We start from the raw sequence: 23,175 nt of genomic DNA on the forward strand, positions 1-23,175 counted from the left end.
GATAAGATTTTAGTAGTTGGTACTAATAACAGATATTATCTCACAAAGGAGTTCTTCATAATGATGGATAATTTATTACAATTAAAAGATAAGAACATTGTTGTCATGGGCGTAGCAAATGATCGCAGTATTGCTTGGGGCATTGCTAAACGTTTATTTGACGTTGGTGCAAATGTCATCTTCACGTATCGTCAAGAACGTTCATTAAAAAAATTACAAAAACAATTAGAAAATATCGGACAATCCGATTCTCTTGTTGTTCAATGTGATGTGAATAGTGACGACAGCACAAAAGCAGCTTTTGAAGAAATCGGCTCAAAGGTTGGTGTTATTCATGGGATTGTACATTCAGTGGCTTTTGCGCATGCAGAAGATTTACACAACCGCTTCCTTGAAACAACTCGAGAAGGCTATGCATTCGCACAAGATACAAGTGCCTATTCACTTATTTCCACTGCAAAAGCAGCTCATCCATACATGACAGAGGGTGGCTCTATCGTTACAATGAGTTACTTAGGTGCAGAACGAGTACTTGATGGCTACAATGTGATGGGCGTTGCAAAAGCTGCATTAGAGGCTTCTATGCGCTATCTTGCTGCTGATATTGGCCAAGATAATATTCGCGTCAATGCTATCTCAGCTGGTGCTATTCGTACACTCGCTGCAAAAGGTGTTCCTTCTTTTAACACAATCTTACACAAAATTGAAGAAACAGCTCCTTTAAAACGTAATGTTCAACAAGACGAAGTAGCAGATATGACGATTGTTATGCTATCTCACCTATCACGTGGTGTGACTGGTGAGACGATCTACATCGACGCTGGCTACAATATTATGGGTTAACAATAAAGAAGTATGGGAGGATGTATTATCCTTCCATACTTCTTTTTGTTGTTTATAGCATTGTCCATAAACTTTGGATCAACAAAATTAAGCCTGCTGCTACTAATAGAAAATAAATTAAGATTTTAAACAATTTTTGATTTAATCGCGTAAATAGCATTTGTCCAAAAATAAGTCCTAAGAAAACAATTGGCAAAGCATACATACTATATATCCAAACCATTTTACTTGTACCCTCAAAAATGACTTGAGAAAGTAAGCTAATTAGATAGATAAATATATAGTAGGCTAGTGAAACAGCTCTAATGGTTTCTTTATTTCTATGTGTGCTCGCAAAATAGAGCAACAGTGGTGGTCCAGCCATCCCAATACTTGTTGTGAACATACCTGATATAAAACCAACGCCATAATCTCTACTCCTTGTTTGTTGAATAGAGAGATTTTTAATCAATAGAATCGTAAGCCCTATAAGAAGGATAGCGATGAGCAGCTTAAATGTGGTCACATCGACTAAGGCAAATAGTATACTACCAAAAGGAGCACCTGCAACACTACCGATCATCACCTTTTTAAGCAACGCTACATCAATATCATGTCTCACCTTCCATATGAGAGAAAACGAAATAACAAGGGACAGTATTATATTTATTTGCATCGCCTCTTGTGGTGTAAAAAGCAACAGTAAAAAAGGCGTAGCCATAACGGAAAAACCAAAACCTGTACTGGTTTGTAAAATAGAAGCTGCTAGGATAATGAAAAAATAGAAAAGTAATTCCTGCAAAATGACACCTCACATCATGTTGTGATACGTTGTCTAACAATGAATCTTTTTAATAAAAATGATAGGACACAAGCAATGAATAAAAACAGAGCAATCATCACTATAACACCCATCCACCCATATTTCATCCAAAAAATGCCTCCTACTGTTCCTCCAACACTTGAACCAAAATAATAGAAAAATAAATAGAGAGAAGATGCTTGTGCTTTATCGTGGGATGCTCGTTTGCTCACCCAGCCACTTGCGATTGAATGAGCTGCAAAAAAGCCAAAGGTAAAAACTGTTATCCCTATAATCTTTAAAGTAAGGAGCCCATTGAGCGTTACTATAGCTCCAGCTAACATAATGGCAATGGCCAGTAAGAGCATTCGTTGGCGACCATAACGATCGGCTAAACTGCCAAACCATGCCGAGCTAAATGTCCCAACTAAATAAATGACAAATATCCAACCTACAATTGTGGCACTTAAATTATAGGGAGGTGCCATTAGTTTAAAGCCAATATAATTATAAAGTGTGACAAAGCTTCCCATTAAAAGAAACCCCATCCCATAAAGACACAGCATAGAAGGATCTCTTAAATGTTGCAGTAGGGTTTTGGTCAATGCTTTTAATTGTAAAGGTCGCGCGCTGAAATGTTTGGAGCTTGGTAACATCCAGACAAACAATAAACTAACTAGTAGGCTGATTCCTCCTAGTACCATCATGCCTGTATGCCAGTTATAATGGTCCGTTAAGGTACCAATAATAACTCGTCCACTAAGTCCCCCTACTGAATTACCGCTAATATATAAGCCCATGGCAACCCCTAAGCTTGCTGGTTCCATCTCTTCTCCCAAATAAGCCATAGCGATTGCTGGTAAACCTGCAAAAACGATGCCTTGTACAACACGTAAAACTAAAATTGTTTCAAAGTTAGGTGAAAATGCAAGAGCTAGTGTCAGGACAGAAGCTGCAAAAATAGAAATCGTCATCAATGATTTTCTTCCCCATGCTTCTGATAACGAACTGACAATTATTAAACTCACCGCTAATGCAAAGGTAGTTACTGAAAGAGATAAACTTGCTACAGCTGGTGAGACGTGAAATGCTTCTGAAAATGTTGGTAGTAATGGCTGCGTTACATATAGGTTAGCAAACGTAATAAAGCCTGCTAAAAATAAGGCCCAATTCGCTTTATGAAACGCCCTCGTACCCTTTTGTATATAGTCCATGAAACTCTCTCCTTAACTTCTTCCACATGCTACTATTATTCTAATACAATATTTCGCAAAACACACGTCTCCTTGTCAAAAAATAGACAAAAAAGGCCTTCATTTTCACCGCTACAAAAAAATAATAATTGACAAATAAAAGCACTTCGGATTTGTATGTTCTTCTTTTAATAAAAAATAAATAGCTATTTTGACTTGGCAAATATTGTGCTACAGTAAAAGTAATCATCTAGAACCATTGTCACAATGAAGACAGATGACACAACCATTTTCATTGACGAGACTTGGAGGAATTTTTATGAAAATTATTGAAGCTTTAGCCCTCGCAACACCTTATATTCATCTAGCACTAAAACAAGAAGCCATTGTAGCTGTTGTTGAAAAGGAAAATGAAACAGTCGTTAAATACTTAGCAGGTAAACGTGTGGATTCCGGCTACCATGATGGACAAAAAGTTAACGCCAATGACCAAAATGTTTTCATCGCCTTTAATGGACAAAATGCAGATGTGGTGATACCAGAGGATGTTTACGGTGTAGCAATCAATGCTTTTTCATTCCCCATTCGTGAAAATGGTCAAGTAGTAGGTGCATTAGCTTTTGGCTTACCAATAGATAATGAGCTCAAACTTGAAGATTATATGGCTACGATGGATAAGATCGTCAACAGTCTACAGGATAAAGTACATACAATCGCTTCCCATTCTGAGGAATTAGCAGCCACTAGTGAGGAAATTAATAAGCAGGCACAGCATGCCCTAGAGGACTCTGAAAAAACAAATGCCGTGACAGATTTAATTAAAAGTATATCTCGCCAAACTAATTTACTAGGTTTAAACGCATCCATCGAGGCTGCACGAGCTGGACAGCACGGCGCTGGCTTTAATATTGTGGCACAGGAAGTTCGAAAGCTGTCCTTTGAGACGTCTAGTGCTACCGAAAATATAGAATCATCATTACGGAATATCAATAGAAATCTAGATAATCTAAAGCAAAATATGGGACAAATCAATGATGCAACAAATGAGCAAGCACAGCTCGTACAGGATTTCAGCGAAATTATAGAAGAATTAACTTTACTTAGCCGAGAAATGAAAGGCTTTATGCACAATGCGTTAAAATAATAATGAGGTGAACAATAATGCAAATTACCATTAACCAAGATTTAGCTTTACGGATGATCGCACCTGAAGATGCAGAGAAGGTTTTTGCATTAACGGATGCCTCGAGGGAATATTTGAAAGAATGGCTACCATGGCTAGATTTTACAAAAGAACTGGCGGATACAAAAGCCTATATTGAGGGCTGTATTAAGGGACATGAAGCGAACAGTAGCCTCTCCCTAGTCATTCTCTTTAAAAATGAAATTGTTGGCATTGCAGGCTTTAACGCGATTAATCCGAGCAATAAAATCGGCACTATTGGCTATTGGTTGAGCGAAGGAGCACAAGGACATGGCATCATGACGAAAACGGTAAAAGCTTTATTGCAATATGCCTTTGAAACATTGAAGCTTCATAAAGTTGAAATTCGTGTTGCTGAAGCCAATCACAAAAGTCGCGCAATCCCAGAACGTCTTGGATTCATGCAAGAAGGAACCATTCGAGCTGCAGAATGGCTCTACGATCATTATGTAAATCACGTTATTTATGGCATGCTTGTAAGTGAATGGCAGCAACAACTATAAAAAAACGACCTGATGAGATCATCAGGTCGTTTTTTGTTAGGATTGTTCTACCGCTTCTTTCGTTTCTTCAGGTGCTTGCTTTTTTTCAAGTCCTAAAGCAATCTGCTCTAATTCTGGACGCAATGTGTGCTTCCCAGCATAGCTCTCGATCAGCTCTTTTACATCGAGACCAGAAGTTTCTTTTAATGTTTCTTGAAGTGTAGACATTAAATTGGTTGCGTAAGATGTCACCTTATTCGCACCACTTCCCTCTCCACCACCAGTATCGACCACTGTAATCTTATCGATATTGCCAAGTGGACTTGCAAGCTCTTTTGCATACTCTGGCATCATGCGTACAACCATATCCAGTACAGCTGCTTGACCATAGTATTCAAAGGCTTCGGCAATCTTACGTTTAGCTTCAGCTTCAGCCAGACCACGTAGACGAATGATATCAGCCTCCGTCTCCCCTTGTGCTCGCTCTGCATCAGCTTTGGCAAGACCATCCAAACGAATTTTCTCTGCCTCTGCTTTTGCTAATGATTCAATACGATATTTTTCCGCATCAGCCTGTGCAAGCTCACGCATTTTTTCGGCTGCAGCATTTTGCTCCACTGCATAGCGATCTGCATCTGCTTTCTTTTTAACCTCAGAGTCATATTGCTTTTCTCTACGTAAAATCTCTTTTTCTTCTAATTCAATTTGCTTTTGACGCTCGATAATGCGAATTTGCATTTCTTGCTCCGTTACTTCCTGCTTAGCACGAGCAGTTTCAAGCTCATACGCTTGGTCAGCACGCGCTTTGGCAATATCCTGCTCACGTCGGAACTCAGCTACTTTTAATTGATTTTCTTTTTCTGCTTCTGCAATTTCCGTCGCACGCTCTAGTTCTGCCTTTTGTGCTTCCTTAGACGCTTCTGCACGTTTAATACGTGTTTCTTTTTCTGCATCTGCTGTCGCAATATCAGCATCTCGCTTTACCTGTGCGATTCTCGGTTTCCCTAGTGAGTCTAAATAGCCATTTTTATCTCGTACATCCTTGATCGTGAAGGATACAATGACAAGACCCATCTTTGCTAAATCTTGTGAAGCAACACGTTGAACTTCCTGTGAGAATTTATCGCGGTTTTTGTAGATTTCTTCAACCGTCATAGATCCTAAAATGGAACGTAAATGACCTTCTAATACTTCACGTGCTTCCCCTTCGCGCTCTGCTTTTTGCTTGCCTAAAAACTGCTCTGCTGCTGTCGCAATTTCTGAAATGGAACCGCCAATTTTAATAATGGCTGTACCATCTGCCATAACAGGAACACCTTGCTCTGTATACACCTCAGGCGTTGTCACTTCTAGTTTACTAGAAAGTAAGCTTAACGGCTGTGCTTGTTGGAAAATAGGGAATACAAATGTACCGCCCCCACGAATGATTTTAATGCGATTCCCCGACTCATCCTTATGTACATTTTTAGAGCCGAGATAGCTACCTGTCACAATCAGTGCTTCATCAGGACCCGCCGTACGATACTTTGTCACATATAAGCCGACTAGGGCAATTAATACAAATGCTACAATTCCTAAAACAATTAAGATATCGGTTGACATAGACATATCTCTCCTTTAAACAAATTTTTTCTCGTACGTTCTAACAAAAAGTGTTCCGTCCTTCACATCCACAACAAGTACGGTTTCATCATAGTCAATGGCTTCATTATCATAGCCCGTTGCCCGTTTTGAAATCATGCCACTTGTCGTTTCGATAACAACCTCGCCAAAACCATCTACTGGAATTGGCACAATAACTCTTCCTAATTGCCCGCCTAGCGATTCCTCTGTATAAGCTAAAGAAACATCAGCGGAACGTAGCGGAACGAGAACAAATAAATAAAAGATGGAACTTAAAATAGCACCGATGATACATGCAGCAATGATGTTCCAAACGCTAGAGAACCAGGCTAGTTTTTCTAAAATAAAACCTGCTGCTGACATCAACGTAATGAAAGATAGAATGACACTCGGATTAAAAATGGGCAGTCCTTCCCCAATACCTTCGACTGCATCACCAAAAAACATAACCAATACTGTGGCAAGGCCAGCGAAAATCAAAACCACCAAAAAGATCTGCTCGAGTGAATAGCCAAATAGCGTCAAGTTGCTCACCCCTTTTCATCATATTACCTACTATACGGATGTACCTCAGGAAAAGTTTCAAAATTTTTCAAACTCTTCTTTAAAGTATTATTTTTTGCTTTCATTAGAACCATGTTACAATAGAAAAGTATTCTGACAACTAAGGAGAAATGGCATGAAGCTTTCAACAATCTTAAATTTTATAATTCTAGTATTTTTCACGTTATTATTCGTTAATGATTTCTTTCCTGATACAACTATTGCTGCGATGCTGACTAAAAAAATAATATTGCTTATATTAGTTGGGCTTGTCATCATTCAGCTAGCCTTCGACAAGGGTAGATATAAAAGATTATCAAAAAAGGCTTATATCGGATTAACATTGTATACAGTTGGATTATGGATCGTTTTAACATTACTTGGCGGTCAATCACAAATTGGCCTATCGTTCACAAGTCCTCTATTCTATATCATTGTTGTGCTTCTTGGATTGGATTTAATCCGCCTTTCACGCCAAACTAAGCGGGATCAAACAGAGGAGAAAGCGAAGTAAAGCACAGCTATCCGTCAATCTTACGAAGCTATCCACCACTTTCGCACTGCTAACCGTCACTTTTGTCCCTCTATCCGACGACAACATAAAAAGCATGTCTCCGATTTTGACAGAGACATGCTTTTCTTATGATTCTAATACATTTAAAATGGCATCCAGCTCATGGACAGCTAGATCTAAGCGTTCCTTCGCTTCGATATTTTGCTGTTTTAAGTGACTAAACTCTAGTAAATTTTTCTCATGCTTTAATTTAATAGATGATAAACGTTCGATTCGTGCTTCTACTTTTTCTATTGCTTGCTCACAGACAGTTGTCCAGAGCTTTTCTGATTGTTGCATTTCCGTTGTCGATGGGTTGTGCTGACGCATAATTCGTGCGTAAACCATTTCAATTTGTTCAATTAGCTCCGAATAAAAATGGCGCTCAACGCGTGTTGTTTGGAATGTTGGATGTTCTACCTCTTTGGCATATGGCGTTATTTGACGAAGTAGCTTGCCAGCATTTTCTCCAAAAGCATGGGATAAATTCAAGACATTCATTAATTGCAATAATAAGCGTATTTCTTCTAGATTAATAAGTTGGGAATCGATGCTTTCCTTTAACTTTAATGACTCCATGTAGCGTCGATCAAAATGTTCAATTTCACCGTTGCGCTGCTCTACTAAATGGACACTTGCATTGTCTTTCAAGCTTTTAATATAGCGAATGGCATGGTTTTTTAGCTCTTCTTTTGACAGCAAGTTATCATTGTCTTGTTGTGGTTTTTCTCGTTGAACATACGCAAATGCATCCATTTTTTTGGGCCATTGTGCTGCTTGGGTTTCATCTGAGACATTATAGCGTATATAAATTCCGTGCATTTCATATCCTCCAAGTCCATTAAACAAGTATCTCTAAAGACAATAAATCGAATACGACATTTTTTCAAGTAAAAAACTTTTAATAATTGAAAATCCTTCTTTTTAACAATAAAACAAAAATCCCGAATAGTCGATACTATTCAGGATTTTACTAGTTTTCATTCATTCCTACTTATCCTTTAACAAGTTTCATTCGCAAACGATTAGACATATACTACACGATTAAAATAAGTAACAGAAGCTCCAATAAAACAGCTCCCACCTCCATTTATAGGCATTCATCGCAAAAATGAATGGTCCACCAGCTCCAACTAAGCCGAGTAAGTTGCATCTCGCAAATTCATATCAGACAATGGATAAAAACAATGCTGTTAACTGAGGCCTGAGGAATTCGATGTCGTAATGAGCAGCTATCGTGCTACAGGAGCAGGAAATAATTTTTGCTGATTATATTTTAAAGCATCCCTTCATTAAAGCAACCTGTAATCAAAATTGACAAGTACAGTTCTAAAAAATCGCCAAATTCCTTGTAAGCACTACAGGAATTTGGCGATTTTTATGTGTAGCTATTTAAGCCTGTTGGCGGATATCTTGAATGCTCTTCCCTTCAGTAAACGCATGAATCGATGCAATGGAGCCCACCGATTTAAAATTTGCCTTCTCATAGACTTTGGCAACCTGTTCACTAATTGGTAATATCCAAAGATCGTCCAATCCCAGCTTGACTGATTGCTGTTGGATATGCTGCAGCATATAGCCGATTAAACCTCGACCACGATAGCTTTCAGTTGTTGCAACACTTTCAATCCTACCTTGATTTTCTGACACAAAAATATTTGCTGAGCAGCACGCCACCCCATCTAGTCTTAGTAGATAATACGTAAAATGTGAAGAATGATAGGTTTGTTCAAATGCCTTTTTTATTAATGAAGGCTCCCCAAATGCAGAAATGCTCATTTCTACTGCTAATGCTTCCTCCATATTTGCATCCGTTACACGCTCAATTTGAATAGCAGGATTAGGTGGAAGTATCGCATATTCACCATCCCAGTACTGAATTTCATTAACAAAATGCTCATATTGAAAGCCATGCGTCTCTAATGCTTCTATACATAACTGATTTTCTTCCAGATTATATAAATAAATCCGCGGAATCAGGGACTTTGATTGGTAGAAATCTTTGATGTCTTGTAAAAATAAATCAGGTTGTTCAATCTTTCTCCAAATCTGTGCATGATTTGCATCGTAATAGGTTGGGATAGCCTGATTGTAAAATAAGACCCCCTCCTTACAAACCTCCACTTCACTGAAACTCTTCACATACTCTATATCAAGCTGCATAATGCGTTCTAAATTAAACATGCTCTGTGCCCCCCTCTAACCATCTTTCATATAAATTTTCTAATTGAAGTTCAAGCTTCTGCCGTTGTTCTTTAGCAAGCGATGGTTGTTGTAGTTTTGTCTCTAATTTTTCAATTTGCTGTTCAATCGGTAATTCTTTTTTTGGTGGCTGCGTTTTATTTACTGGTTGTTTTTCAACCATTTTCATTGCAAGTTCCTGTCGTTTTTCTCTAGCCCACTCATAATCTCCCTCAAAAACTTGAATAGTCTGGTTTTCAATCCACGCCGTTTTCGTAAAAATTTTCTGTAAGAAATAGCGGTCATGTGACACCCCAATAATCGTGCCTTCAAAGGATTCTAGTGTCTCTTCCAATACTTCTCTTGCTTCAATATCTAAATGATTCGTTGGCTCATCTAAGATTAAGACATTGATATCCTCATGCATTAATTGTGCTAAACGAAGACGCATTTTTTCTCCACCACTTAAGTCCTTCACTTTTTTAAAGACATCATAGCCATAGAACAAAAATCGTGCGAGTATATGGCGAGCTTCCGCCTCTGACACGGCGACACTTTCACGAAAGGCATCAATTAATCGTATAGCAGGATTTGGATGTTCAAATTGCTGGGAAAGGTATCCAAATTTCACATTACTTCCAATCTGACACACTCCCTGATTAGGAATGATTTCCCCTAACATCATTTTTAATAATGTTGATTTTCCACTACCATTGCTCCCAACAATCGCTAATCTTTCGCCAAAATAAATAGCTAGATTGCTTTCCTTCAATAAAGGCTTATCAAAGCCATGATCAATGGCTTGCAAAAGCACTACCTCTTTACCACTGCGTTCAGCCATCGTTAACGCTAAATTCATTTTCTTTTTAGTGAGGGGCTTCTTTACTCGCTCGATACGTGCTAATGCTTTTTCCATACTTTTTGCACGTCGATGCATCGAGGCGTTTGGTGGATTCGCCTCATTCGCCCACTGCTTTAATCGTTTAATTGTTTCTTGCATCTTTTTAATTTTCTTTTGTTGCTCTTCATAATTTGCAAACTGTTGTTCAATTTTTGCTTCTTTTTGTGCTATAAAGGCATCATAATGGCCGTTATACGTAAAAGCCTCTCCATCCTCAATTTCGATAATCTTCTGGGCTATTTGATTCATGAATTGACGATCATGGGATACGACAATGACAATCCCCTCAAAGTTTCGCACATAATGTTCAAGCCACTCAATAGCTTGCATATCCAGATGGTTCGTTGGTTCATCCAATAACAAAATAGAGGGCTTTTTCAATAAAATTTGTCCAAGCATAACCTTTGTTTTTTCACCACCACTTAAACTACTAAATGGCTGCTCTAGCATATCTGAAATACCCAGTCCATTTGCAATCATTGCTAGCTGTGCATCTACTTCATAGCCCCCTAATAGCATAAATTGCTCCTGCAATTGCCCATATTGCAGTAATATTTTATCCGTGACCGTCGACTGCATCTCTTGCTCAAGTGCTGTCATTTTTGCCTTTATTGCATAAATATCCGCAAATGCTTCCTCCAGCACTTCTTTCACAGCATGGAGTGGATAATGTGGAATCTGATGTAAATAGCCAATCGTCGCTTCTTTACTTTTAATTATTCGTCCCTTGTCAGGTATCTCTACCCCTGCAAGCAGTTGTAATAAAGTCGTTTTTCCACTGCCATTTACACCAACAATCGCCACATGTTCACCACTATTTACCTCTAGCTGTAAGTTCTCGAATAATATATTGCCACCCATAATTTTTTGAATTTGTTCAGCTTTCATTTGCATCGTTTTTTCCTCCAATGAAACGTGCGAAAACATCTTTAGAACACAAAAAAGACTGCTCATTAACAAGCAGTCCTCTTCTCAATTAAATGTGTGAAAAAGAATGGTTAATTCGCTACGTTTGTTATTTGATTTTGCTTAAAAATGGACAGACCTATCCCGTTGTTCGCAAAATCGAAAGTAATCACACGTGCAAAATACATAGCCGTATCCACTTTTACACATGTTTTCGTAGCGTTTTTATTCATTCCTTCTCACCTCCGTTCATAGTAGTTATGGCTATCATAACATTATTCGGATTATTTGGAAAGGGAAAATTTAACGTTCATTTATCATCATTCAAAAGTTCTATTTGATCGAAATTCGCACAAAGAAAAACATGAGTGGTTGATTCATAGCCCCCTCATGTTTTCACTTTTTTTACAAATACTTTTACCACAGGCACCAGAAAAATCGAGACAACTAGTACACGAAAAAGCTGAAAGGCCGTGACAATCGTGACATTTGCATGGACCGAAGCGGCAATAATCCCCATTTGATCAAGACCACCAGGAACAATACTTAAAAAGCTTGTCCTAAAATCAAGGCTGTACAACGCTGCCATCACAAATGTTAAACCATAGGCTGCCCCAATAAAAATGCCTGCCGAAACAAACGCATAAAAGATATGCTTCTTCGATAAATGTAAATCCTCTTTTTTTAATAATAATCCAATATAAATTCCTAGCATGAGTTGGGCAATATGCAGAAGCGATAATGGTAATTTTGGTACTTCTATCCCTGCCATATTAACGCCCATTAGTAAAAACACCGGGCCTAGCATATAGCCTGTTGGAATTTTTAGCTTTTGTGCTAGCCACCCTGCGCCACCACATACCACAAGTATGCCAACAAGGTTCCATGTGTATGTTCCATCAATCATAGAACTATTGCCACCTGCCCCTGCCACCATTAAAGGAACAAAGCCAACGATTAAAAGAACGCGAAGGATTTGAAAGAATGTGATGACCACCATATCCATCTCTTGTTGCTCTTCCGCAAATGCCACAACCTGCGACATGCCCCCAGGAACACAACAAGTTAAGGCAGTCGCAAAATCTAAATCTGTACGCTTGGCAACAAGGAAACTTACCGCAAAAAACAACAAAATAAATATGATATTTAACAGGACCATGCTTCCTAAAAAAAGCTTGATGTCCTGTACAGCTTCTGGTGTAAAGGCATAGCCGATAGAATAACCTGCTACGACTAAACCAAAATTGCGGAAAGAATGATGCCATTTTAATTGGACATTGGTGGATAGCTGCACGATGAGGACCGCTGTAATCGCTCCTAACAGCCAAGGCATCGGTATATGGAAAAATTGAAAAACTACAGCACCTATTAAACCAATGCATAATGTGATGAACATATGCTTATCAAAAATAAACATGGTAGCAACCCCTTCAACTCGATAAGCCTATTATGACCTTTATAAACCGCTTTTTCTACTGGACCGACTTTTGAACTGTTTGCTATCGTTGAAAAAGAACCTGTTATCCAACAAATAAAACCTCTTATCGAACAATTTATCCTTGCTAAAATTTTCTATGCTACATTAGTAATACCTGATTCAGCGTTTTTAAAGGAGGCCTCCTATGAAAATTCATTTAACCATCAATCATGAGCTCGAGGAAACTGAGATTCATATTCATGCCAAGGAATATAATGAGCAAATTGAAAGATTGATGAGACAGCTTCAAACATCCCAAAGTACGATGCTAGATGGATATGACCAACAAGAAATTCATCTCTTAAAAATTTCCGATATTTATTCCATTTACGCAGAGGATGCCAAAGTATTTTTACAGACAGATGAGCAAGAGTTTGAGTCCAAGCGAAAATTATATGAGCTTGAGGCTCAGCTCGCCAAAGATTTTGTACGCGTGAGTAAGTCTACACTCGTCAATATCCATAAAATATCCTCTATTCAAATGGGCAAAATCGGCACTACACAGCTATTACTTGAAAATGACGTAGCCATTCATGTCAGCCGAAAATATTTAAAAGAATTAAAGAGACACTTAGGTATTGGGAGGGATTCATAGCATGAAGTATTTACGCATGATGATTATCGGTCTACTCATTTCCCTTAGCTCCTCTTATGTCTTAGTGACACTTAGCGTCCTATCAAATAATGCGGTGGCCACAGGAACAGAATTATTGGAGCAAATTGTGATCGCGGCCATCCTTGGCATTGCCATTGGTTTGCTATCCGTCATTTTTGATATGGAGCAATTGCCTTTTACAGTTCAGCTTCTTCTCCATTTAGTAGCGGTGACAGCATGTGTACTAACCGCAGGCTATTTTGGTAGTTGGTTTGATTCAGGTGTATGGTATGTACTTATTGCGGAAGCCATTATTTACTTGATTGTTTGGTGTATTCTATATGTTCTTCAATTAAATGATATTGAAAAAATCAATAAAGAAATTCAAAAGAGAAGGGATTAACCACTTATGACGTTTGCGATAAAAGTTGAAAATTTATGTAAACAGTATGGAGATCAGCAAGCTGTCAAAGGTATTTCTTTTACAGTCGAACAAGGCACCCTATTCGCTTTTTTAGGTGAAAACGGTGCAGGTAAATCTACAACGATTGAAATACTTTGTACTTTACTAAAAAAATCGAGTGGTCAAGTAACTATTAATGGTTTCACACTCGACGCAAGCAATGGTAATGCGGATATCCGTAAATCTATTGGTGTCGTTTTCCAGCAAAGTCTATTAGATGAGCGATTAACTGTACGTGAAAATATCCTCCATCGAGGGAAAACATATGGTTTATCGAAAGCACAGCTTACCGATAACTATCAATTTGTTTCCACCTATTTGCATTTAGAGGATATTGAAAAGAAAAAATATGGAACATTATCAGGGGGACAAAAAAGGCGAGCAGATATTGCTCGTGCACTGATTCATCGTCCAAGTATTTTATTTCTGGATGAACCTACAACGGGTTTAGATCCACAAACACGTCAATTTGTTTGGCAGGCGATTAAACAACTTCAACTGGAAACCAATATGACTGTTTTTTTAACGACCCACTATATGGAGGAAGCGGCAGTCGCTCACCAAGTCACTGTCTTAAAGCAAGGTAAAATTGTCGCACAGGGAACGCCCGATGCACTAAAAACAAAATATGCCTATGATTCAATGGCTCTCGTTTTTCAAAATGCACAGGAGGGTGTGAAGTTTCTTGAGGAAAATGCGATCTCCTACACAGAGAATCAAGGGATATACACCATCCGTTTAACGTCTACCTTACAAGCACTTCCCCTTTTAAAAAAAGCTGAGCCACTTATCGCCTCCTTCGAAGTCATTAAAGGATCAATGGATGATGTCTTTCTTCATATTATGGCAGAGGAGGAGGTTGCGTAGTGGAAGCATTAATTAGTTTAGTTCTGCGTAATAACAAAATTTTTAGACGGGATAAAACACAGGTGTTCTTCTCCCTACTGTCAGTCATTATTGTCATTGTGTTGTACGCTGTCTTTCTCCAAAAAATGCAGGTAGATGCCATTGAACAACTAACAGAAGCTACACCTGAATTGATCACCATGGTCAATGAGTGGCTAGTAGCAGGTTTACTATCCATGATTGCTGTTTCGACTACACTTGGTGCCTATGGTATCGCTGTTAAAGACCAAGAATCCAAAGTACAAGCCGACTTTTTAACAGCTCCCCTTTCTCGTGCAACTATTCAGTTGAGCTATGTGCTCAATGCATTTATTATCGGCTGTATTTTTTCCTTTATTGCGCTCCTTGGCTGTGAAATCTTTATTTTCACAACGGGAGGTAAAATTCTAAGTTTTGGGGATTTTATTCAGGTATTGAGCATACTGTTTTTATCTGTCTTGCTTGCGAGTGTTTTTAATTTATTTCTTTCGTTATTTGTGTCGACCCAAAATGCTTTCTCAACACTCGGCACAATTGTTGGTACATTACTTGGATTTTTATGTGGTGTTTATGTACCTCTTGGAGCTCTACCAAGCTTTGCACAACATATAATCATGTACTTTCCAATTAGCCATACAACACTATTATTACGCAATGCATTTATGGAGAGCTCTATTGCAAATGTTTTTGATGGTGTGCCCGTTTCTTATGTGGAAGATTATAAAATGAATTATGGCATTGTTTATGAACTAAATGGACATATACTTAGCTCCACAACAAGTCTAATTGTGATTGTCTGTACAATTGTAGTTCTTTCTCTAGCATCTATGATCTTATTTAAGAGAAAGTATAACTAAATATGAGCCAACCATTTTACACATCGTTTAGAATACGATGTGTTTTTTATTGCTTTAATACAAACATTTTGTTATTTTAAATATTAAACAACAAACAAAATTAGAATTCGTTTGTTTTATCAAGGAGGTATTGCAATGGATGTAAATGAATTATTTTGGCAAGCTCCTATCGATGATCTAAAAAAGGGATATATCGATCAAGCGACACACTTCACCTGCCTACTATGCGGTGAAAAAGTAGAAAAAGGCATTATTTATCCTCAAGAGGGCTTATTATATGAAGCAGAGAAAATGATGCAACACCATATTACATTGGCTCACCATTCTGTTTTTCATTATTTAAACGGTCTCAATAAAAAAATGACAGGCTTAACAGAACATCAAAGTCATATTTTACGCTTATTTTATGAGGGAAAATCAGATCAGGAGATAAAAGAAGAATTAGAGATTGGCAGTGCCACAACGATTCGCCATCACCGTTTTGCTTTAAAAGAAAAGGAACGCCAAGCCAAAACATTGATGGTGATGATGGAGTTACTAAAAGAACAAGATCAGAAGGAGGAACCATTTGTGCCTATTCATAAAACAGCTACTATGGTCGACGATCGCTATAACGTAACCCTCACGGAAGAACAGCAATTATTAGAGAAGCTATTTCCAAACGGTGTTGGCAAGGAACTGGTTCGCTTTCCAAAGCGCGAAAAACAGAAAATTGTAGTGCTGCGTGCAATTGCAAATCTTTTTGACCAAGAAAAGCATTATACTGAAAAAGAATTAAATGAAGTGATTAAACCTATGTATGAAGACTATGTACACATACGTCGTTACTTAATTGAATACGGTTTTCTTGACCGGAAAGCAGATGGCAGTGCCTATTGGGTAAAAAAATAAGAAAGTAGGTTATAAAAATGGATCATAAAAAAGAGTTAAAAGAAATGTATAAGGACATGAAAATTGAAGCGGGCGTTTTTACAATGACGAATACACAAACAAATAAAGTATTTGTCGGTAGCTTTAATAATTTGAAGCGTTTAAATGGTTTTCAGTTTATGCTCAAAACGAATACACATACGAACAAGGAGCTTCAAGCGGACTACAATTCATTTGGTCAAGATGCTTTCGAGGTGAAAATCGTTGAGTATTTAAAGAAAAAAGAAGAAGGCTATTTTGATGAAAAAAAAGAACTCGAAAAGCTGGAGCAAAAATGGCTTGAGACACTAAAGCCTTATGGTGAGCATGGTTATAATTAGTCATTAGCGCATTTGCCAAAAAGGTAAATGCGCTATTCATTACTTGTTTGATGGGTTGCCAATCAATTGAATTTCGTGCTGTGCTTTCTTCGTTAATTTATTGAAAACAAGTTCATACGAATGCTTAATAAGATTCTCTACCAAATCCATCGGGACATCCTCAGCATCCATATAAATGGAATTCCAATGGGTTTTATTCATATAGTAACCAGGTATAATGCTTGCATAGGCTTCTCGTAATTCCTCCGCTCGAGAAGGCTCACATTTCAATGTAAGAACAGGCTTACCTGTTCTATTTCCTCCAAGCATGGCATAAATTTTTCCACCGATATGATAGCGATCTGCTTGCCACTCCTCTTGATAGTCATACGTTGTTCCATGAAGCTGTATACAGTAAGCATGAATTATTTCTTTTTCCATCTTAACAATCCCCGTCCCCTCAAATAAAAACACACGTTCGATTATGGTAAGTATAACCTAAAACGTGTGTAGAGAATAGCATTATTTAGTTGTACCACGATCAAACATTCCGATTACTTCCGTCGTCTGTAAAATATTCACAAACGACTTTGGATCAGTCTCCTTAATCGTGCTTTTCACATCAGCTAGTTGGTAACGCGTAATAACAGTAATTAATACTTTCCGACCCTCGCCTGAATACGCTCCCTTTGCATCGATAATCGTTACTCCACGATGTAGCTTTTCTAATAGTTGCTGTTTGACCTCGTCCCCTTTACTCGTAATAATCATCAGCGTTAATTTAATATGGCTTGTATGAATTGTATCCACTACTTTTCCAGTTGCATAAATGGACACAAGGGTTAACAACGCCGCATCCCAGCTAAAGACAAAGCCAGAAGCAGCCACTACGATTCCATTCATAGCGGCAATTAACGTACCGAGCGGAAAATCACGTTTCCGGCTAAGTAGCATAGCAATTATATCAAAGCCCCCTGAGGAGCCAGCAGCTCGGAAAATCATGCCCATTGCAAACCCTACAATAACACCACCAAATAAGGACGCGAGGATTGGCTCTTGTGTCGCTTTGTGTATTGGAATAATATATAAACTCACTGACAACACAGCCACCGAAAGAATGGTGTAGCTAATAAATCGCTTGCCGAGCTTCATCACACCTAAAATCAGTAAAGGCAGGTTAAGCAGTAAATTTAACACGCCTGTATTTAAAGGGGTAATAATCCCAAGCATGATGGCAATACCACTCAACCCACCACTCAAGATTTCATGGGGAATCAATAAATAATTATAGGCAAAGGCCACTAAAATGGAAGAAAGTGTAATTATAATCACATTTCGCATAATGCTATCCCCTATCAATCAACGACCAATTTTTGATACATCTTTGTCATAGACTACCCAAATTACACTCCTGAAAAACCTATCCTCTTACTTTTTCTTCTGTTCTTCCTTTAAAGGTATATTTTGTTTATGTTCCCCTGTATCCGCAACTTTATAGATTCGCTCAAGCATCGGTGGATGTGTATAACGGAACCACTTCACTAAGAGTGGCGGGTTCACTTCACTTAAGCCTGAAATCGTTAGCTTTTGAAATGCTGTTACAGCCGCTTCTCGATCATTCATAAGGTTAATAGCATATTGATCGGCTCTCGTTTCTTGATATCTCGATATAAAATTGGATACTGGATTGGAAGCAAATAGTAAAATAGAAGTAATGAGTAAAAATAATGGATAGGAACGAATGCTACTGATTTTATTAATTTTTAAAACCTGTCCATATCGTGAAATCAAGCGACGCATAATTTTCGCTGTTAGCCATAGCCCTATTAACATTAAGAATAAATAGCCTGCAATGCCAAAATAAATATGCTTTTCAACATAATGTCCCATTTCATGTGCCATGATAAATAAAATTTCATTGTCCGTTAGTCTATTTAATGTAGTATCCCATAGCACAATTCTCGAATTGCTCCCAATTCCTGTCACATAAGCATTTAAAGCATTTGTCTTTTCTGCCATGTTGACCTCATAAACATGCTCTGCTGGAATATTGGCCTGTGTAGCAAGTGAAAGTATCTTTGTTTCCAGTTCTTTATTTTTTAGTGGGTAAAAATCATTGTACAAAGGATCAATGACAACTGGCTGAATGAACATCACAAAGATTGTAAAGGGGATAGTTAAAAGCCAAGCATAGAGCCACCATCTTTTTTCGCTCTTTTTAATGAGCCAATAAATCACCGTAACAATAATCAAGCTAGTGCCAAAATTCACCCAAAAATCAATGACACCATCCTTCATCCAAGATGCAAATGCTTGTGTACTGATGCCATAGCTTTTGCTTAGATGATAGCGATAATAATCAAGCGGGAATAGCACTATATAGAGCAATAAAGATAATAGGAATAAGTAACCCGCATTTTGCAATAGCTTCCACTTCGTTTGGGAGGTCGTCACTTTTTCGAAATAACGAGATACACCCAATAGTAAAATCAAGAAGTAAATAAGCCATTCTAAAGGTGTGGCTACAAAGAATACAAAGTTCCGTATTTTTGAATATTCACCACTTAAAAAAAGCTCCTTGCCAGACATAAACATCACTGGATCTGCCGCCGTTCCTTGTAAGGCACTTGGTATTTTACCACCACCGCTGTGGAAAATATACCAGTACATACAAAGCACGTAAACACCGAAAAGTAGTAGTGTAACAATGCCCATTTTTTTCGCTATGTTATTTCCCCCTCATATCACCCAAAGTTCGTCCTATAGTAAGTGTAAGCGAAATTATCAAAGTTAGAACAAACATGGACCTACTTTTTTAATCTCTCTGTTGCCAAAGAAAAATTTCGCCTCATTTCTATATGAGGCGAAATCATTATCGTCCTATTCATCTATCCATAACAAATGCCGTTTTACCACGTTGATCCCCGCTTAGATAGCCAGTGGATAATAGTTGCTCATACCATTGCTTTTCTATAGTAGCTGCTTGAGCCGCATCATCTACCTTCGTAGAAAGTTCAACCATAATATCGCCTTTGTACTGCCATACCTCTATATCCGCTTCATGTCCTAAAAAGCTTCCTTTATAGGTCGTAGCATTAGCAGGCCCATATACGACAACTTGAGACAACGTATTTTTATACCATGCTTCGGAGTTCCAATTTACAATTTTCTTTGGCGCATTTTCAAGAATGAGTTTTTTCGCAACATTTGTTGCAACTGAATCATAAGAGACCTCAGGAGAAGTCTTCAAAGATTCCTTTCGGCTTATCGTAAATGTACGATGATCTCCCTTAATATCTAGCTCAAACTTATAATTTGACTCAGAACCAGTAAAACCATGATTCATTGTTTCTGCCATTGCTTCACTTAAAGGTGTGTTTAAAAAACGCTTTTTGTAGGTTATATCCATTTTATTACTACCCTTATATACACGTAAGCGGTGTATATAGTCATGACGTAGAAACAATTGGTCAAGCGTATCATAAAAATAAACTTTTACGTCATCCTTTTTAGTTGCTTGAAAAGCCTGGACAATAGTTGATTCATTAAAAATCTCAGGTTTAATATTGAATTTAATTTCATGGCCTGGCTCAATGGCTGCTTTCGCTTGTATTGTATTCACACCCATCATACTAATCACTATCAAGCCCAAGACACACAGATAAAATGCCCATTTTTTTAGTTTAGTCACGCTGTAATTCCTCCTTCGGAAATGTTGTTGTTAAATTTGTATGTGTACTGTGAAAATAGATCGTTTGTCGTGCACGAAGTCTCTGTGACAGTTCCACTAAATCCCAATAGTCTGGATGTGTTTTATAGAAGAACTCCTCAGAGATATGCTTTAAGCTAGCTGGATTGTAAGCATGACGAGAATAGCCTGTATGAACAAAAATTGCCGTCGGATAATCCTTTGCAAGCTCCTCCACTTGAGCCTCATCCTGCTCTGAGACAAAATACAGTACATGGTGACTGTCCAGTTTTTGCTTGAGTCGTTCTAAAAGCATCACTTTATTTGGCCAAATATTTTCATGTTCTTCATCATAATGCCCCAATAAAGGTTGTAGCTTGGCATCTACCCTAATCGCTCGAGTTGTATGTTCGGAAAGATACGTCATAATATCGACTGTTTTGCCCGAAAAAGAGGAGGGGAATATAAATGAATGATTGGGATGAGCCTTTACGTACATAGCCATCTGCTCTAACACCTCAAGATTTCGAATGCATTTTTCCGCATGTCCACTATCAATAAACGCTACATCATAAACCGTTCCATCCTCCTCTGGCAAGGTCGCCTTTAATAAATACGAATCGACTACATAATCACCAGAGAAAAAAATCATTTCATCAAAGAAACGAATTTTGTACCACACGCTTCCAATTAAATGCCCACTATATCCCCATTGAAAGGCAAGATATTCATTGACCTCTATCCATTTTCCAATCGTATCTGGATAGAAAGTTCTGACTTGTGGGATAAGCAGTGGAAGCTGCTGAGCAGTTGTATGACTCATTAGTATCGGTCCCGTATAGCCCATGTTCTGTAGTATTGGCAATGCCCCTACATGATCAATATGCGAATGAGAAATAAAGACAGCAGCTAGCTTTTCAATATGATTAAATCTAATATTTGGTGGCGTTTTTTGTGTATTTTTCATAATGCCACAATCCAATAAAATGGCCTGCCTCTGATTTTCTAGATAAAAACAATTGCGCCCATATTCGCCTACACCACCTAAAATTTCAACACTAAGCATTGGCCTGCCCTCCTCGTTTTTGCAGCCAACCCAATAGGAACATAAAAATAACAGTCATAAGGACGGTTATAACAGCTACTGCCATTCCAACCCCTACATTACCTTGCTCAAATTGGCTATAGATAAAGGTTGCCCCTGTCTCTACGGATGGTGGCAAAATTAAAAGGCCAGCTACAAGCTCTCGCATTGAAATAATAAAAGTCATCATCATTCCTGTTAAAATACCCTGCATCAAAAGTGGTAGGATGATGCGACGATAAACCTCAATGTTACTACGTCCAAAAATAGCAGCTGATTGAAAAATAGAGGCATCCAATTGTGAAAAAGAAGACTTTATATACTGCACCGAATAAGGTAAAAACAGTACACAGTATGTGACTATTACCATTGCCTTTGTGTTATAAATTGTTGCGGGAAGCCAAGGAGCATTCCAAAACATAATTAAACCTACAACAAAGACAATTCCCGGAATAATATTAGGCATTAAACTAAAGAAGTCTAATATTTGCTGCTTTCTGGTTTCTCCTTTTTTAATATAAAGAGCGATGAATAAACCTATTATGGCGGTTATCAAGGCCGTCATGATAGAAAAAACAATGCTATTTAAAAATGCTGTCAATCCTGCACTTCCACTAGTGAAGACCTCTTGATAAGAAGCCAAACTGAAATTCCCTGCCTGTAAACCATCTCCCCGTACCTTTTGCAAAGAGGTCACGATAATAGAGAAATAAGGAATGCCGATAGATAGCAATAGAACAAGCCCTACAAAAGTCCACGAAGCTGTTCTTATATACCACTTGTCCTTGATCTCACGTCTAGCAGGTGTTTTTCCTGATAGCACACCATATGTATATTTGCGTCCAATGAGATTTTGGAAATACCAAATGACTAAGCAAACTGACAATAAGAATAAGGATAGCGAGGTTGCCATGCGAATATCAACTGGCCATCTTGATAAATAGGAATGAATTTCGGTTGTAAACACTTGAAACCCAATCCGACTGCCGAATGTAGCTGGCGTTCCAAATTCAGCAAGCGTCTTAATAAAAATAAGGAGACTTCCCAAAACATAGCTCGAAAGTAAAAGAGGTAACACAACTTTTAGCCAATTTTGCAAAGAACTTCGCCCAAAAATCAGCGCTGCATCTAAAAATGAGCCATTTATGCGAAGCAATGTATTTTTCAGCATTAAATACAAAAACGGAAACAGGTGTAGGCTCATGATCACTACCATGCCAAATAAGGAAAAGAAGGAATCTGTCATCCAAGCAGCACTTGGAATAAGCTGCTGTAAAAAACCATTGTGCTGCATAAACAAAATCCAGCCCATTGAACCAATATAGGGAGGTGTCATAAATGGAATCGTTAACACTATATCGAGCCATTCATATTGATATAAACTTGTTTTCGTGCGAATGAAAGCCATAGGTAATGCGATAATTGTTGTCCCAATAATCACGAAAATCCCTAAAACCATCGAATTTCCAAGCGTTTTCCATATTCTATCGTGTGTAAACATTCGACTAAACTGTGATATATCAACATGTCCCTCTTTAATAAAGGTATAAAATAAAATGGCCATCAACGGTGCGATAGCAAATATGATGACAATTGTCAGTAAAAATCCAAAAGCTCGTCTTCCTTCCATTATCATGGCATGTCAACCCTTCTCTATGAAAACTAGAAGGAGGTATATCAACCTCCC

25 protein-coding genes are annotated in these 23,175 nt (G+C 38.1%); 10 read left to right on the forward strand and 15 right to left on the reverse strand.

Going from position 1 to position 23,175, the window contains the following annotated elements; translation table 11 throughout:
• Window positions 1–60 precede the first annotated feature (60 nt).
• Window positions 61–843, forward strand: a complete 783-nt coding sequence (locus B3D98_RS07675; RefSeq protein WP_004232559.1) for an enoyl-ACP reductase FabI — start codon at window positions 61–63, stop codon at window positions 841–843.
• Between the two features lie 52 nt (window positions 844–895).
• Here B3D98_RS07675 and B3D98_RS07680 read toward each other — a convergent pair whose 3' ends face one another.
• Both B3D98_RS07680 and B3D98_RS07685 read right to left on the reverse strand, forming a co-directional pair.
• Window positions 896–1,624: a sulfite exporter TauE/SafE family protein gene (locus tag B3D98_RS07680; protein WP_066037604.1), complete on the reverse strand. Its 729-nt coding sequence runs from the start codon at window positions 1,622–1,624 to the stop codon at window positions 896–898.
• Window positions 1,625–1,638: 14 nt separating this feature from the next.
• Window positions 1,639–2,838, reverse strand: coding sequence for an MFS transporter (locus tag B3D98_RS07685; RefSeq protein WP_115673448.1), 1,200 nt, complete (start codon window positions 2,836–2,838; stop codon window positions 1,639–1,641).
• A gap of 298 nt (window positions 2,839–3,136) precedes the next feature.
• On the opposite strand from B3D98_RS07685, the gene B3D98_RS07690 reads away from it, so the two are divergent.
• Window positions 3,137–3,961 carry a methyl-accepting chemotaxis protein gene (locus B3D98_RS07690; protein WP_048389774.1) on the forward strand — a complete coding sequence of 275 codons (825 nt, stop codon included), beginning with the start codon at window positions 3,137–3,139 and terminating at the stop codon, window positions 3,959–3,961.
• A 17-nt stretch (window positions 3,962–3,978) separates the two neighbouring features.
• Window positions 3,979–4,524 carry a GNAT family N-acetyltransferase gene (locus tag B3D98_RS07695; protein WP_103117709.1) on the forward strand — a complete coding sequence of 182 codons (546 nt, stop codon included), beginning with the start codon at window positions 3,979–3,981 and terminating at the stop codon, window positions 4,522–4,524.
• Between the two features lie 36 nt (window positions 4,525–4,560).
• On the opposite strand, the gene B3D98_RS07700 is transcribed toward B3D98_RS07695, so the two are convergent.
• Both B3D98_RS07700 and B3D98_RS07705 read right to left on the reverse strand, forming a co-directional pair.
• Window positions 4,561–6,105: a flotillin family protein gene (locus B3D98_RS07700; RefSeq protein WP_004232547.1), complete on the reverse strand. Its 1,545-nt coding sequence runs from the start codon at window positions 6,103–6,105 to the stop codon at window positions 4,561–4,563.
• Between the two features lie 15 nt (window positions 6,106–6,120).
• Window positions 6,121–6,651 (reverse strand): hypothetical protein, encoded by a 531-nt coding sequence (locus B3D98_RS07705; protein ID WP_004232545.1) that lies wholly within the window; start codon window positions 6,649–6,651, stop codon window positions 6,121–6,123.
• A gap of 154 nt (window positions 6,652–6,805) precedes the next feature.
• On the opposite strand from B3D98_RS07705, the gene B3D98_RS07710 reads away from it, so the two are divergent.
• Entirely contained in the window at window positions 6,806–7,183 is a 378-nt protein-coding gene (locus B3D98_RS07710; RefSeq protein ID WP_112117651.1) for a hypothetical protein, read from the forward strand.
• Between the two features lie 126 nt (window positions 7,184–7,309).
• Here B3D98_RS07710 and B3D98_RS07715 read toward each other — a convergent pair whose 3' ends face one another.
• The 5 genes from B3D98_RS07715 to B3D98_RS07735 all read right to left on the reverse strand — a co-directional run bounded on the left by B3D98_RS07715 (window position 7,310) and on the right by B3D98_RS07735 (window position 12,627).
• On the reverse strand, window positions 7,310–8,044 hold the full coding sequence (locus B3D98_RS07715) for a hypothetical protein (RefSeq protein ID WP_048389726.1): 735 nt from the start codon (window positions 8,042–8,044) through the stop codon (window positions 7,310–7,312).
• 570 nt (window positions 8,045–8,614) lie between these two features.
• The gene (locus tag B3D98_RS07720) at window positions 8,615–9,406 is read right to left on the reverse strand and encodes a GNAT family N-acetyltransferase (RefSeq protein ID WP_288582169.1); all 792 of its coding nucleotides are present in this window, start codon (window positions 9,404–9,406) and stop codon (window positions 8,615–8,617) included.
• Window positions 9,399–11,198 (reverse strand): ribosomal protection-like ABC-F family protein, encoded by a 1,800-nt coding sequence (abc-f, locus tag B3D98_RS07725; protein ID WP_257961443.1) that lies wholly within the window; start codon window positions 11,196–11,198, stop codon window positions 9,399–9,401. The genes B3D98_RS07720 and abc-f overlap by 8 nt, the downstream gene beginning before the upstream one ends.
• Window positions 11,199–11,302: 104 nt before the next feature.
• Window positions 11,303–11,443 carry an RAxF-45 family protein gene (locus B3D98_RS07730; protein WP_004232534.1) on the reverse strand — a complete coding sequence of 47 codons (141 nt, stop codon included), beginning with the start codon at window positions 11,441–11,443 and terminating at the stop codon, window positions 11,303–11,305.
• Between the two features lie 155 nt (window positions 11,444–11,598).
• Window positions 11,599–12,627 carry an AbrB family transcriptional regulator gene (locus B3D98_RS07735; RefSeq protein WP_288582172.1) on the reverse strand — a complete coding sequence of 343 codons (1,029 nt, stop codon included), beginning with the start codon at window positions 12,625–12,627 and terminating at the stop codon, window positions 11,599–11,601.
• A 205-nt stretch (window positions 12,628–12,832) separates the two neighbouring features.
• On the opposite strand from B3D98_RS07735, the gene B3D98_RS07740 reads away from it, so the two are divergent.
• The 6 genes from B3D98_RS07740 (at window position 12,833) to B3D98_RS07765 (ending at window position 16,737) form a co-directional block, all read left to right on the forward strand.
• Window positions 12,833–13,282, forward strand: a complete 450-nt coding sequence (locus tag B3D98_RS07740) for a LytTR family DNA-binding domain-containing protein (RefSeq protein ID WP_115673452.1) — start codon at window positions 12,833–12,835, stop codon at window positions 13,280–13,282.
• A 1-nt stretch (window position 13,283) separates the two neighbouring features.
• A complete protein-coding gene (locus B3D98_RS07745; protein WP_103117705.1) occupies window positions 13,284–13,685 on the forward strand; it encodes a DUF3021 domain-containing protein in 402 nt (133 codons plus the stop codon).
• Between the two features lie 6 nt (window positions 13,686–13,691).
• Window positions 13,692–14,612, forward strand: a complete 921-nt coding sequence (locus tag B3D98_RS07750; RefSeq protein ID WP_288582175.1) for an ABC transporter ATP-binding protein — start codon at window positions 13,692–13,694, stop codon at window positions 14,610–14,612.
• Window positions 14,612–15,487: an ABC transporter permease gene (locus B3D98_RS07755; protein ID WP_288582177.1), complete on the forward strand. Its 876-nt coding sequence runs from the start codon at window positions 14,612–14,614 to the stop codon at window positions 15,485–15,487. Before B3D98_RS07750 ends, B3D98_RS07755 begins: the two co-directional genes overlap by 1 nt.
• A gap of 135 nt (window positions 15,488–15,622) precedes the next feature.
• Window positions 15,623–16,378 (forward strand): DUF2087 domain-containing protein, encoded by a 756-nt coding sequence (locus B3D98_RS07760; RefSeq protein WP_048389708.1) that lies wholly within the window; start codon window positions 15,623–15,625, stop codon window positions 16,376–16,378.
• A gap of 17 nt (window positions 16,379–16,395) precedes the next feature.
• Window positions 16,396–16,737 (forward strand): GIY-YIG nuclease family protein, encoded by a 342-nt coding sequence (locus B3D98_RS07765; RefSeq protein ID WP_288582180.1) that lies wholly within the window; start codon window positions 16,396–16,398, stop codon window positions 16,735–16,737.
• Between the two features lie 39 nt (window positions 16,738–16,776).
• Here B3D98_RS07765 and B3D98_RS07770 read toward each other — a convergent pair whose 3' ends face one another.
• The 6 genes from B3D98_RS07770 to B3D98_RS07795 all read right to left on the reverse strand — a co-directional run bounded on the left by B3D98_RS07770 (window position 16,777) and on the right by B3D98_RS07795 (window position 23,124).
• Window positions 16,777–17,157 (reverse strand): MmcQ/YjbR family DNA-binding protein, encoded by a 381-nt coding sequence (locus tag B3D98_RS07770; protein WP_288582181.1) that lies wholly within the window; start codon window positions 17,155–17,157, stop codon window positions 16,777–16,779.
• An 81-nt stretch (window positions 17,158–17,238) separates the two neighbouring features.
• Window positions 17,239–18,057 carry a YitT family protein gene (locus B3D98_RS07775; RefSeq protein ID WP_004232517.1) on the reverse strand — a complete coding sequence of 273 codons (819 nt, stop codon included), beginning with the start codon at window positions 18,055–18,057 and terminating at the stop codon, window positions 17,239–17,241.
• An 87-nt stretch (window positions 18,058–18,144) separates the two neighbouring features.
• A complete protein-coding gene (locus tag B3D98_RS07780; RefSeq protein WP_288582241.1) occupies window positions 18,145–19,443 on the reverse strand; it encodes a M48 family metallopeptidase in 1,299 nt (432 codons plus the stop codon).
• A 157-nt stretch (window positions 19,444–19,600) separates the two neighbouring features.
• Window positions 19,601–20,407, reverse strand: coding sequence for a hypothetical protein (locus B3D98_RS07785; RefSeq protein ID WP_288582182.1), 807 nt, complete (start codon window positions 20,405–20,407; stop codon window positions 19,601–19,603).
• On the reverse strand, window positions 20,400–21,470 hold the full coding sequence (locus B3D98_RS07790) for an MBL fold metallo-hydrolase (RefSeq protein ID WP_288582184.1): 1,071 nt from the start codon (window positions 21,468–21,470) through the stop codon (window positions 20,400–20,402). The genes B3D98_RS07785 and B3D98_RS07790 overlap by 8 nt, the downstream gene beginning before the upstream one ends.
• Window positions 21,463–23,124 (reverse strand): ABC transporter permease, encoded by a 1,662-nt coding sequence (locus B3D98_RS07795; protein WP_288582186.1) that lies wholly within the window; start codon window positions 23,122–23,124, stop codon window positions 21,463–21,465. Before B3D98_RS07795 ends, B3D98_RS07790 begins: the two co-directional genes overlap by 8 nt.
• Window positions 23,125–23,175 lie beyond the last annotated feature (51 nt).

The sequence above is a fragment of the Lysinibacillus sp. UBA5994 genome (assembly GCF_002429725.1).
Taxonomy (GTDB): Bacteria; Bacillota; Bacilli; order Bacillales_A; family Planococcaceae; genus Lysinibacillus; species Lysinibacillus capsici.